This is a genomic window from Micromonospora sp. NPDC048839 (assembly GCF_040649915.1).
Lineage (GTDB): Bacteria > Actinomycetota > Actinomycetes > Mycobacteriales > Micromonosporaceae > Micromonospora.
Genome location: NZ_JBEZGL010000004.1, coordinates 444,531 through 457,234, shown reverse-complemented (window position 1 = coordinate 457,234; position 12,704 = coordinate 444,531). Strand labels below are relative to the sequence as shown.

Below are 12,704 nucleotides of genomic sequence, written 5' to 3'. Positions count from 1 at the left end.
CGCCGAGGGTGCCCGGCCACCTCAGACGGTGGCCGGGACCCGCTCGCGCGTCCGCCGGCCGACGGCGAAGCTGACCAGCCCCAGGACCAACCCGAGGACCGCGAGGACCGCGCCCACCCGGGCGGGCGCGAGGTAACCGAGGCCGGCGGCGATGGCGACGCTGCCCAGCGCGGCGCCCAGGCTGTTGGCGATGTTCATGGCCGACTGGTTGACCGCCGCACCCATCAGCTGCGCTCCCGGTGCGACGGTGATCAGGCGCGCCTGCAGGACCGGACCGAGGTAGAGGCTCGTCGCACCGACCAGGAACGCGCCCACGAACAGGCCGACCCGGTTCGACGCCACGAGGCTGAACGCGGCGATGCTCACGATCATCGCGACGAAGCCGATGATCATGCTGCGCCGCAGGTCGCGGTCCGCGAACCACCCACCGAGGGCATTGCCGACGGTCATGCCGAGACCCACCGCGACCAGCGCCCACGGCACCGTCGCGGCGGAGAGCCCGGCGACGTCGGTGGTGACCGGTGCGATGTAGCTGTCCACCGCGAAGAACCCGGCGAACCCGACCGCGCCCGTGGCGGCGACCAGCCAGACCTGCGAGGTGCGCAGCGACCGCAACTCGGCGGCCGGCGAGCCGTCGACCGCCGCGGCGACCTCCGGGACGACCGCCAGCACCGCCAGCAGGGTGAGCACGAAGACACCGGCGATGACCAGGTACGCGACGCGCCAGCTGGTCGCCTGCCCGAGCCGCGTGATGAGGGGTACGCCGATCACGTTGCTCACGGTCAGGCCGCTGAGCACGGTGGCGAAGCCCCGGGCCTCGTTACCGGGGCCCATCAGTGACGCGGCGAGCAGGCCGGCCGCGCCGAAGTACGCGCCGTGCGGCAGCGCCGCCGCGAACCGCGCCACCAGCACCAGGTCGAAGGTGGGGGCGAGCGCGGAACCGACAGTGCCGACGGCGAAGAGGACGAGCAGCCCGAGCACGAGCCTCTTGCGGGGCAGGCGTGCGCTCAACGCGGCGATCAGGGGCGCGCCCACGACCACGCCGAGCGCGTACGCGGTGATCATCCAACCCGCTCGGGCGACCGCCCCGGACGACGACTGGGCGTACTCCTGCGGAAGCAGACCGCGCGCGATGTCGGGCAGCAGGCCCATGGCCACGAACTCGGTCAGGCCGATCGCGACGCCACCCAGTGCCAGGGCGACAAGCGCCGCCACCCGTCGACCTCTGCTCAACTCGATCACCGAGAAAATTTAGCAACAGCGTTGCGTAATAGGGTGTCGAGATGACTCGCATCACTGCGGACGTCAGGTTCCTGCGCGGCTACAACCAGGCACTGGTGCTGGGCGTGGCTCGTACCGCGCGACACTTCGAGCGCTCGACAGTGGTCCAGGCCACCGGCCTGACCCCCCAGGCGGTCTCCAAGGTCATCGCCCGCCTCAGCGCCGACGGCCTGATCCGTCCCACCGGTGCCCGCCGGCCGGGAGTCGGCAAACCCGCCGTCGTCTACGAACTCGTCCCCGACAGCCGGTACGCGATCGGCGCCCACGTCGCCCGGCGCACGCTGCGGCTGGTCCTGGTCGACCTCGCCGGCACCGTGCGTTCCTCGGCGGTCGGCCCGCTGCCCGGCGACTTCACCCCGCCGCACCTGCTCGACGCCCTGCACGCCGGCATCGACACGATGATCGGCAGCACCGACGTCCGGAACCGACTCACCGGCGTGGGCATCGGCATGATCGGCCCACTGGACCACGCCCACGGCCTGGTTCGCGGCGCCCACGGCCTGCGGCACTGGCACGACGTACCGCTGCGGGAGATCGCCGAGAAGCACCTGGACCTACCCGTCCACCTCGACAAGGACGTCACCGCGGGGATCACGGCCGAAGCCTGGCGACACGGCGCGACGTTCGGCGACGCGGCGCTCATCATGATCGAGTCTGGGATCGGCGGGGGCTTCTGGCTGGGCGGCGCGGCCCACCGGGGCGCGCACACCAACGCGGGAGAGTTCGGCCACACGGTCGTCGACCTGGACGGTCCCCGCTGCGTCTGCGGCCGGCACGGCTGCCTGGAGATCGTGCACCGCCACGCCACCGAGGCCGGCGACCTGGCACGTGCCGCCCGCGTCGTGGCCGTGGGCGTCGTCAACCTGCTCCAGACCCTCGACCTCGCCCACGTGGTGCTGGCGGGCGCGGATCTCCTCCGGCACCCGGAGACCTATCTCGCGGCCGTCACCGAGGCCGTCCAGGCGGACGCGCGACGCGTGGACTGGCTCCGCACCCGGGTGACCCTGTCCAGTCTCGGCGCGGACGCCATCGCCGCGGGCGCCGCCATGCAGGTCCTCGACCAGCACTACGGCATCCCCGAGCTGGCCCAGACCTGAGCGTGCCACGGCACCCCGCGACTGCTGCCGGTTACTCAGTGGTGCACCGTCGCGGACACGAGGGTGTCGACCTCCGTCCGGGTGCAGCCACTCGCCGGGCTCTCGCTGAGGGTGATGACCGCGTCGAGCCGGTCCCTGACCTGCCGGAGCTGGGCGATCTGCTGATCGATGCGGTCGCGTTCGGCACGCAGCATGGCCCGGGACTCCGGGGTGTTGACGTTCGCGTCGACGCAGGGCAGCAGGTCCAGGATGGTACGGCTGGCCAGGCCGGCGGCGTACAGCGTCTGGATCAGGTGGACCCGGTCGACCGCGCCGTGCAGGTAGTGACGTTGGCCGCCGCCGCTCCGTGCGGCCGTCAGGAGCCCCTGCTCCTCGTAGTAGCGCAGCGCTCGCACGGACACCCCGGTCTGCGCGGCCAGCTCACCGATGCGCATGGCCCCTCCCCCGGCCGGTGACACCAGTCACACAACCTTGTCTCTGACGTCAGCGTCAGGTTTTAGCGTAGCTCGCGTACCGCTCGTCGTTGAACCTGCCAGGAGGCACCCATCATGAAGATCACCGGTTCGATCGCGCTGGTCACCGGCGCCAACCGTGGCATCGGTCGACACTTCGCCCGACAGTTGCTGGAGCGTGGGGCGACCAAGGTCTACGCCACGGCCCGCAACCCGGAGCGGATCGACATTCCCGGCGTCGAGACCCTCCGCTTGGACATCACCGATCCGCGATCCGTCGAGGCGGCGGCAACCATCGCGTCCGACGTGAGCCTATTGATCAACAACGCTGGGATCTCCACCTACACGAACCTGGTCACCGGCGACCTGGGCAAGATCCGAGCCGAGCTGGACACCCACTTCTACGGCACCCTGAGGATGGTGCGGGCGTTCGCGCCGGTGCTCGGCGCCAACGGTGGCGGAGGGATCCTCAACGTCCTGTCGGCGCTGTCCTGGTTCTCCTACGACGGGGCCAACGCCTACGCCGCGGCGAAGGCAGCCGAATGGAGCCTCACCAACGGAATTCGGCTGGAACTGGCGAGCCAGGGCACCCTCGTGACCGGCCTGCACCTGGGTATGGCGGACACCGACCTGACGGCCAGCTACGACGGCGACAAGATGGACCCCGCCGACGTCGTACGCGTCGCCCTGGACGGCATCGAGGCCGATCGGATCGAAGTCCTCGCCGACGAGTGGAGCGCGTACGTCAAGGCGTCCCTGGCCAACGACCCGAGCGCCTTCTACCAGCCCGCCGGGCAGTCGTAGCCCACACCAGAGCGGCCTGCCGAGTGTCCGCGCAGTCGCCGATTACAGTTTTTCGAGAAGAATCAGGGAAATGAGATTGATCCGACAGCCCGGCCGTCGCGCAAAGCGGATCGGGCAATCGCGGAACGATATTTAAGCGAGAATTAATCGTCGCGGTGGGAAGCGGTTCGAGGGTGCGCTCGTATTCTGCGTTCTCGGAAGAAAGGTGCACCCCCGTTGATTAATCTGCGACCCACCATTGGACGGCGCCGCTCCGTCACGGCCGTGTTGCTGCTGAGCGTGGCGCTCGCCGGCGGATGCAAGGAGGCTCCGGGTACCCCCGGTGCGTCCACCCCGTCGAGCGACACCGGCATCGGCTCGTCCGGCCCGGGGGCACCGACGTCCGGTGTCCCCGGCGACGCCTCTGCCACGGCGAGCCCGTCGGGCACACCGAGCACACCGAGCGCCTCGGCGACCACGTCCACCTCGGCGAAGCCCGTGATCCCGCCGACAAGCGCCGCCCCGCCGACGGTGGCCGGTGGCTGGATCACCATCGACCCCGCCGCGCAGGCCGCCGCGACGAGTGCGTTCTTCGCGCGCAAGCCCAAGCCGGTGACCGGCAACCCCGTCAAGGTGCCCGAGTTCAACGTCGGCTGCAAGACCAGCCACCACAACAGCGACGACCCGATCGTGCTGCCGAAGCTGGTCGGCGGATCGCACAACCACACCTTCTGGGGCAACACGTCGACCGACGCCAACTCGACCGCCGAGTCGCTGCGGGCGTCGAAGGCGACCACGTGCAACTCGCCGGACGACCAGTCCGCCTACTGGGTGCCCACCATGTACCAGAACGGCAAGGTCGTGGACCCGACGGAGGTGACCGTCTACTACGGATCACGTCTCAAGGACCCGAGCAGGACCCAGCCCTTCCCGTTCGGCCTACGAATGATCACCGGTAACGCCAAGAATCAGGTCGACACCCCGGACAAGCAGGGCAACCACTTCTGGTGCGCCGGCATCGGCGGCGAGATCGGCCGCAGCGCCGACAAGACCTTCCCGGTCTGCGCCAAGACCGCGAACATCGTCCGGCAGATCACCTTCCCGGACTGCTGGGACGGCAAGCACCTGGACAGCCCCGACCACAAGGCGCACATGGCCAACGGTGACCACACCGGGGCCTGCCCGACGAGCCACCCGGTGCCGGTCCCCTCGGTGTCGTTCGTGATCTCGTACCCGTTGAGCGCGAACACGGACGGCATCACCCTCGCGTCCGGCACGTCGTTCTCCATGCACGCGGACTTCTTCAACGCCTGGAAGGACGAGGCGCTCGCCGCACGGGTGCGCAACTGCCTCGACCAGGGCGTGAAGTGCAACTCGGCAGGCAACTTCTGAGCGACGAGGCCCGACGAGGCTGACGGGGCGCGCGGCGGCTGGCCCGCCGTACTCGTGAGCGGTATACCGCAGAGGAATATTCATACCTCTGTGGTATACCGCTCACTACCGCATCCGCCCCGACGGCCCGGCCAGGGTGCGGACCTACTCCCCTAGAGCCTCGCGGCGCCCGCCGCGGTGGCCTCCCGCACCGCCGAGGTACGACGAAGCTCAGCCCGCTCGTCACCAGCCTCCTCGCGGTCCGGAGCGGCGACCCGGGCCGCCCGGTTGGTGGCCGCCGCCGCCTGGTCACCGGTCACGCCGCCGCGGATCCGGTTGTTCGCGGCCACCTGGGCCGCCGGGTCGTTGCCGGTCACCGTCAACTGACCGTTGATGATGTTGTCGTCGACGGTGACACCGCCGGTGGTGCTGGTGACGCTGACGTCCGTGCCCCAGTAGCCGCCGGAGGCGCAACTGTCGAGGGTGCCGTTCGGGCCGAGCTGCACACCACCCAGGTTGCCGGCGAAGGTGGCCCGACCGCGGACCGCGCTGCCGCACACCACACTGCCGGTGGCGCTGTTCAGCACCGAGAGGGTGCCGTCGACGAACGAGTCGTGCACGTCGGTGTAGTAGGTGCCGGTGCTGCTGACGTTGCGCTGCACCTGTGTGCCCCGGTCGAGCCGGACCTCACCCGCGCCGGCGGTGACCGTCCCGACGATCGTCGACTCCTCCACGAACAGGAAGCTGTCGACGGTCGCGGTGCCCTTCGGCCGCACCGTCACGTTGCCGCTGCTGGCGTCCTTGAGGAAGACGCCGTACCCGCCGGCGGCCAACACCACCTGACCGTCGATCGTCGTCTCGGTGGCGTCGAGGTAGCCGTCCGCGGCGACGCGTACCTCACCGCTGACCCGGCCGCCGGCAACCACCAGGTTGGCGCCGGCCGCGACGGTGACGTTGCCGGTGATCGTGGTGCCGGTCAGGGCACAGGACTCGCCGGCCGGCACGAGCAGGTCGTTGGGTACGGTCACGGCACCGCCGGTGCCGATGCAGTGGGTGACCAGGTCGGCGTGTGCGGTAGGCGCCACCGCCAGCACCGAGGCGGCGATGACGGCGCTCACGGTGGCCAGCTTGGCGACGGTACGTCCGGGCATCGTGTTACTCCCTGTCGATGAGATTCGAGGACTCATGCGCCGACGTCCGATCGGGCCGCGGCCCGGACGATGGCGCCCTGCTGTCGCCGGTTGAGCGTGCCGCCGGTCACGAGAGCGGTGGTGACCGCTTCGACGTGCCGGACGAAGTCGGCGTGGCCGGGGTAGTCGGCGTGTTCGTCGATCAGATCGTTGATGGTGCAGCCGTCGCCGGTGTCGACGTTCGCCACTCCGGTGTCGTCACCGTCGATGATCACGGTGGCCCGGGTGTCCGAGGCGGGGCAGCCGTCGCTGCCATCGGCCACCACCGTGAACGTGGTGGACTGCTCGGTGGCGGCGTTCCCCGCGGTGTCGGTCGCCCGGTACCGCAGGGTGTGCGCGCCGACGGTCCGGACGACGACCGGGCTGGCGTACGCGGTCCAGCCACCGCCGTCGAGGGCGTACTCGATCGACGCCACCCCCGAGCCGTCATCGGTGGCGGTGACGGTGACTGTCGCGCCGCCGACGTACGCGCCGTCGTCGTTCCGGTCACCGGCCACCGTGGCGCCGACAGTGGGTGGGGTGGTGTCCTCGGCCTGCGGCTCCACGACGGTGAAGTGTGCCATCTGCTCGGCCGACGTGTTCCCGGCGACGTCGGTCGCCCGGTAGTGCAGCATGTGCATGCCGACCGTGCTCACGACGACCGGGGCCGTGTACGCGGTGAAGGCGCCACCGTCCAGCGCGTACTCGATGGTGGCGACGCCGGACCCGGCATCGGTGGCGGTCAGCGTGACGGTGGCCGTACCGACGTAGTTGCCGTCGCCGTCCTGCTCGCCGGCCGGCGTGGCCGTGACCACCGGCGCGGTGGTGTCCTCCTCGGTCGGCTCGACGATGCGGAACGACACCGAGCCGACCGCGCTGGTGTTGCCGGCCTGGTCGGTGGCCCGGAACTGCACCGAGTGGTCGCCGACCGCGGTCACCGCCACCGGCTGGGTGTACGGCTGGAAGCTGGTGTCGTCGATCTGGTACTCGACGCTGTCCACACCGGAGTCGGCGTCGGTGGCCGTGACGGTCACCGTGGCCGCGCCGAGGTAGTTGCCGTCGCCGTCGCGGTCACCGGAGACGACGGCGTCGACGATCGGCGCCGTGGTGTCGCCGCCGCCTCCGCCGTCGGTGACCACCAGTTCGCCGACCATCTGGCTGTGGCCGGGGATCGAGCAGAAGTAGCGGTACCGGCCCGGGGTCAGGTTCACCGTCGCCTGGTGGCGGCCGTCGTTGGCGTCGAACGGGCTGGCCAGGATGTTGAGCGTGACGTCGTGGTTGTAGCCCTCGCTGCTGGTGTCGAAGGTGAGCGTGTGCGGCATCCCGGTGGTGTTGCCGGTGGCGGCGCTGTTCTCCCAGATGATTGTTGTCGCGCCGGCCACCGCCTGGGCGGGCGCGGACTTGTAGCGGGTGATGTCGTCGTCGGCGGTCCAGGTCAACACCTGGTCCGCGGCGACGCGCGGGGCGGCGGTGGCGGGCGGCGCGGCCAACGGGATCACCGTGAGCAGGAGCGCCGACAGCGCGGCCATGAGTCGTCGGGTCATCGTTTCTCCTAGAGTTCCCGCACGCGGATGTTGCGGAACTCGGCCAGGTCGTTGTCACCGTGGTTCTGCAGACCGATGAAGCCGCGCAGGAACTGCCGCAGGTCGGTCGGCGGATCGCCGGCACGGGAGGACTGCTTGCCCGGCGTGTTGTCGAACTCGTTGATCACCACGCCGTTGCGGATCATCGTGTAGTGCTGGCCGACCACGCGGATCTCGTAGTCGTTCCACACGTTCTTTGGGGTGACGCCGGCCTGGGCGAGCGGCACGGGGTCGAAGTTGTAGACCGAACCGGTCTTCTGCGGCTCACCGGTCTCCCCGTCGTAGATCTGGATCTCGTGTCCGCAGTAGATGGCCATCCAGGCCGGCGAGGTCCGGGCCGACCCGACGGTGCCGCAGCTGCCCTCCGGTCGCTGGTCGAGGGGGGTTCGCAGGTCCGGGAACCGGATGAAGACGCCGGTGTTGGCCCGGCCGGTGCCCGGCGCGATGTCCCGGAACTGCAGCTTCAGCGAGAAGTCGCCCAGTTCCTTGGTGTGCCAGAGCATGCCGAGGCCCCCGCTGGAGCGCAGCGACCCGTCCGGCTGGATGCTGAACGATCCCGTCGGGGCCTGCTGCCAGCCGAGCAGCGACTCGGCGGTGCCGTCGAAGAGCTGCTCGTACCCGGTGTGTCCGGTGCGCCCGATCTCGGACGCGGCGGCCAGCCGGGTCAGCGTGCCGCTCTCGCGGGCGTTGAGCAGACCGTCGTCCTGCAGCGCGCGGGTCACCGTGGTCACGTGGCGGACGAAACTGTTGTGGTCGGCCCAGGTGCTCTCGTCGTCGATCAGGTCGTTGACCGTGCAACCCTGCCCGACCGTGCGGCTGGGCACCCCGGTGTCCGTGTCGCCGAGCCACACGTTCTGCCTGTCGTCCGGCACCGCGCAGCCCACCGTGACCGTGGTCTGCACCGTCGCCGTCTCCCCGTCGGCGTACGTGACGGTGAGCTTCGCGGTGTAGGTGCCGACCCTGGCGTACGTGTGCCGGGGGTTCACCTCGGTGGACGTGGCGCCGTCGCCGAACTCCCACCGGTGGCTGACGCCGCCGGAGCGCGCGCCGTCGAAGGCGATGGTCAGGGGCTTGTTCTGCACGGCCACCGAGGTCGCCGCCGGTGCCGGGGTGGGCGCGCCGCCGGTGTAGGTGATCCGGATCAGCTTCTGGTTGGGGTGCAGGCTGAAGAACCCGCCTCCGTAGTCCAGCAGGTAGAGCGCGCCGTCCGGGCCGAACTTGGCGTCCATCCAGCTCTGCAGCCGGGTGTCGCCGTTACCGCTCGGGATGATGGCGCGCAGCGTCTCGGCGTAGACCGGTGGCGTGGCCGTCGGCACGCCGGCCGGGTCGACGGTCACCGCGACCCGGTTGGCGGCGTTCGACTGGTCGCCGATGAACCACTTCTCGTCCCAGTACGCCGGCCACGCCACCGTGCTGTTCGGGTCGACCCGGTCGCGGTGGTAGGTCGGGCCGGACATGATGGCCTGCCCGCCGCCGCGCAGGTACGGCTGCGTGTAGGTGGCGTCGGCCGCGACGTAGGTGGGCAGGTCGCTGCCGTCGGTGCGCTTCGGGAAGACCGGGCCGCCGCCGTCGGGCGAATACCAGATCATGTTGTCCCGGGCCGCCGGGATGTCCACCAGGCCGGTGTTACGCGGGGACTCGTTCTTCAGGTTGTCGCAGTCGTACCAGCCGGTCAGCACACTCGCGTCGGTGCTGCTGCGATCCCGGTACGGCTGGCGGTTGCCCATGCAGTAGGGCCAACCCTGGTTGCCGGCCGAGGTGATGATGGTGGCGGTCTCGTACTTGGCCGGGCCGAGTGTGGGGCTGGGCGACGAGGCGTCCGGGCCGACCCAGCCGGCGGTCAGCCACTGGTGCTCCGGGTCGATCTGCAGGCGGGCGATGTTGCGCACGCCCATCACGTAGATCTCCGGGCGGGTCTTCTCGGTGCCCGGCGGGAAGAGGTTGCCCTCCGGGATGGTGTACGTGCCGTCGGCCTCCGGGTGGATTCGGATGATCTTGCCAGCGAGGTCGTTGGTGTTGCCCGAGGTACGGCGGGCGTCCTGGAACGAGATGCCCTGGTACTCCTGGGTCCAGTTGTTGCCGGAGTAGCCCTGCGATCCCTCGGAGGAGTTGTTGTCGCCGGAGCCGACGTAGAGGTTGCCCTTCGCGTCGAACGCCATCCCGCCGCCGGCGTGGCAGCAGCTGTGGATCTGCACGGGGAACTGCAACAGGTCCTTGCGGGTCGCCTGGTCGATGGTCTGCGCCTGCCGGTCGTAGGTGAACCGGGAGACGGTGCGCTGCCCGACCCGCTCGACCCGGTCGATCGACTCGTGCGGCATCCAGTAGACGTAGAGCCAGCCGTTCTCGGCGAACGCGGGGTCGGGCACGATGCCGAGCAGGCCCTCCTCGTTCTTCACCAGCTCGGAGCCGCTGCCCCGGTTGCCCATCACCTCCAGGGTGGTGAGCAGCTTGGCCTGCTTGGTCCGCGGGTCCCAGGAGTGGATGGTGCCGCAGCCCAGGCCGACCTTCGGGTCGTTCCAGTCCGCGATCGGTCCGCTCGGGCAGGCCGCCTTGCCGACGTAGAAGACCGTGCCGTCCGGGGCGATGGTGAGCCCGTGCGGCTCGCCGATCTGGTCCAGCTGCCCGGTCTGGTTGGCCGCGGTGAGCCGCTCCACCTTGTAGTTCGCGGCGATGGTGGCCTGGCAGTCGCCGCGTACGCGGCCGGTGGTCCAGTTGAGCGCCCCGGTGAGGTGCGCGCGGAACGCCTCCTCCCCATAGCTGCCCTCGGTGTGGCCCATGCCGGTGTAGAACGACCGGCCACCGTCGTAGTCCCGGCACCAGGACACCGGGTGGAAGGCGCCGTTGGCGGCCGGCCCCGGGTTGTAGTGCCGCTCCTCGACCTGGGCGAGCGTGTGCACCGTGCCGATCGGGTTCGGGTCCCAGTTCTCCCAGCGGTCGGAGCGGGTGACGGTCAGCGGCAGTGACGCCGTGGCCGGGTGTTTCCGGTCCAGGATGTCGACCACCGCGCGGTTCACCGCGGGCGGCTCGGGCGTGGTGGTGCTGCCGGTGAACAGGCGTAGATCGGCGAGCTGGATCAGCGGCTCACCGCTGTTCGCGGTGATGTTCAACCGGTAGCGGGTGAACTCCTGCGGCGTGGCGATGTCGAACCGGCGGGTCTGCAACCGGTCGGCGAAGGTCTGCCCGGTGCGTCGGTCCAGATCGGACCAGTTCTGCCCGTCGGTGGAACCCTGCAGGGTCCAGTCCTTCGGGTCCCGCCCGACGAAGTCGTTGGCCGACGTCAACGCGTACCCGGTGATCCGCTTGGGCGCGGCCAGTTGGTAGGCCACCCAGGCGGTCGGGGTGCGGACCAGCCACTTGGTGTTGGCGTCGCCGTCGGTCAGCTTCTCCTTGGTCTCGGTCGGCGGGTTCTCGCCGCTGGCGGTCACCGCGGCCACCGGCTCGGCCGTCGGGATGGCGCCCGCCGGGCGGGTGCCGATCAGGCCGGTGAACCAGGCCGAGTCGACCTGGGCGCGGGCGGCGTCGGCGATGCCGACGAACCCGCCGCCGGCCTTCAGGTAGCTCTGTAGCGCCGCCTCCTGGTCGCGGTTGAGCGCGGCGCCCGTCGCGGAGAGAAAGACCACGCTGCGGTACGCCGACAGCCCGGCCGTGGTGAAGACGCCGGGGTCCGTGGTGGCCGTGACATCGATGTCATTGCCGGCACCAAGCTGTTCGATGGTGTCCACCGCGCGCGCCACCGGGTCCTGCTGCTCGGCCGCCGGGCCGTGAAACACGAGGACCGCGGTCCGCTGTGCCGCCTGCGGGGCGGCTGCCGGTCGTGGTGCGGCCGCCGCTCCCGGTGCGGCTGCCGCCGTCGATGCCGGGATCAGTGCCGTGAAGGCCGCTATCGCGGCAAGGACTCGTCGTGGTTGTCTGGTCATCCCCGTCCCCACTTTCGGTTGGGTCAGCTTCCGTGCGTGTGGGTGTGGCCCTGGAACCGGTGGATCGCCTCCTCGGCGCCCGGCGGCATGCTGCCGTCGGCGTTGCGCACCAGGAAGATCCCGGCCATGCCGCCGTCCGAGTGGTTCTGCACGTGGCAGTGGTACATCCACGCCCCCGGTCCGACGCCCTCCCCCGCCAGCACCTGGAAGCCGAACGAACTGCCCGGGTTGAGGTCCTTGTTGTCGATGACGAGGCTGGGGTCGGCCGGTCCCTCCAGCATTCCGGTGCGGTTGTCCGCCCAGCGGTGGGCGTGCAGGTGGAAGGTGTGGAACAGGTTGCCGTGCCCGATGGCGATCCACTCCACCCGCTGGCCCAGGTTCGCCTCGAACATGGGCGTCTCCGGTGCCATCCGGTTGTTGATCGTCATGTCGTGGAACACGACGGTGAACTGCTTCTCCGGCAGGATGTCGCCCCGTCGGCGGACGATGAGCGCCCCGTACAGCCCCTTGGCCACGCCTGCGGTGCCGTGGTCGGTACCCATGGCGTGGTCGTGGTAGTGCCAGTAGCCGGCGCTGCCCGGCATGAACCGGCGGCCCGCCGCGGCGACCATCTCCCGCGAGCGCCAGACGTACGTCCGCGTCTCGCCCGGGTCGTTGAACGAGGCGTTCAACGGGCTGCCGTCCGACTCGGTGCTGTAGTCCACCCCGTGCGGGTGGATGGAGAGCCGCTGGTTCGTGGTGTTGACCAGGGTGATCTCCAGGGTGTCACCCTCGTACATCTCCAGGAGTGGACCTGGCACGGTGGCCTGGCCGGGTGCCAGGCCGTAGCCGAACAGGCCGCCGGGCAACTGCTCGGCGTAGATGGTGACCTTCTTCGTGACGCCGGCGGCGGCCCGTGCGGGGCTGGGGCCGAACGCCGTGCCGATCGCGGGGGCGGCCGCCCCCAGCGCACCGGCGGCGAGCGCCCCGGTGGCGATCAGGGATCTGCGGGACAGATGACGTTGGGGGCCAACGGCATGATCGTCCATGGGTCTCCGTTCCCGACCGGGCG

9 protein-coding genes are annotated in these 12,704 nt (G+C 70.3%); 3 read left to right on the top strand and 6 right to left on the bottom strand.

Going from position 1 to position 12,704, the window contains the following annotated elements:
- Window positions 1-21: 21 nt before the first annotated feature.
- Window positions 22-1,242 carry an MFS transporter gene (locus tag AB0C25_RS10705; RefSeq protein WP_357371768.1) on the bottom strand — a complete coding sequence of 407 codons (1,221 nt, stop codon included), beginning with the start codon at window positions 1,240-1,242 and terminating at the stop codon, window positions 22-24.
- Between the two features lie 41 nt (window positions 1,243-1,283).
- On the opposite strand from AB0C25_RS10705, the gene AB0C25_RS10700 reads away from it, so the two are divergent.
- Window positions 1,284-2,378 (top strand): ROK family protein, encoded by a 1,095-nt coding sequence (locus AB0C25_RS10700; protein WP_357371766.1) that lies wholly within the window; start codon window positions 1,284-1,286, stop codon window positions 2,376-2,378.
- A gap of 35 nt (window positions 2,379-2,413) precedes the next feature.
- Here AB0C25_RS10700 and AB0C25_RS10695 read toward each other — a convergent pair whose 3' ends face one another.
- On the bottom strand, window positions 2,414-2,812 hold the full coding sequence (locus AB0C25_RS10695; RefSeq protein ID WP_357371764.1) for a MerR family transcriptional regulator: 399 nt from the start codon (window positions 2,810-2,812) through the stop codon (window positions 2,414-2,416).
- Window positions 2,813-2,926: 114 nt separating this feature from the next.
- Between AB0C25_RS10695 and AB0C25_RS10690 the strand changes: the two genes are divergently transcribed.
- Window positions 2,927-3,634 carry an SDR family oxidoreductase gene (locus AB0C25_RS10690; protein ID WP_357371762.1) on the top strand — a complete coding sequence of 236 codons (708 nt, stop codon included), beginning with the start codon at window positions 2,927-2,929 and terminating at the stop codon, window positions 3,632-3,634.
- Between the two features lie 216 nt (window positions 3,635-3,850).
- Window positions 3,851-5,005, top strand: coding sequence for a DUF1996 domain-containing protein (locus AB0C25_RS10685; RefSeq protein ID WP_357371760.1), 1,155 nt, complete (start codon window positions 3,851-3,853; stop codon window positions 5,003-5,005).
- Between the two features lie 152 nt (window positions 5,006-5,157).
- Here the strand turns inward: AB0C25_RS10685 and AB0C25_RS10680 are convergent, their stop codons facing one another.
- Genes AB0C25_RS10680 through AB0C25_RS10665 form a run of 4 tightly spaced genes read right to left on the bottom strand, consistent with a single transcriptional unit; the run spans window position 5,158 to window position 12,681 of the window.
- A complete protein-coding gene (locus tag AB0C25_RS10680) occupies window positions 5,158-6,135 on the bottom strand; it encodes a hypothetical protein (RefSeq protein WP_357371758.1) in 978 nt (325 codons plus the stop codon).
- Window positions 6,136-6,167: 32 nt separating this feature from the next.
- Window positions 6,168-7,697 (bottom strand): plastocyanin/azurin family copper-binding protein, encoded by a 1,530-nt coding sequence (locus AB0C25_RS10675; RefSeq protein WP_357371756.1) that lies wholly within the window; start codon window positions 7,695-7,697, stop codon window positions 6,168-6,170.
- An 8-nt stretch (window positions 7,698-7,705) separates the two neighbouring features.
- Window positions 7,706-11,653: a ThuA domain-containing protein gene (locus AB0C25_RS10670; protein ID WP_357371754.1), complete on the bottom strand. Its 3,948-nt coding sequence runs from the start codon at window positions 11,651-11,653 to the stop codon at window positions 7,706-7,708.
- A gap of 23 nt (window positions 11,654-11,676) precedes the next feature.
- Window positions 11,677-12,681 (bottom strand): multicopper oxidase domain-containing protein, encoded by a 1,005-nt coding sequence (locus tag AB0C25_RS10665; RefSeq protein WP_357371752.1) that lies wholly within the window; start codon window positions 12,679-12,681, stop codon window positions 11,677-11,679.
- Window positions 12,682-12,704: the final 23 nt, after the last annotated feature.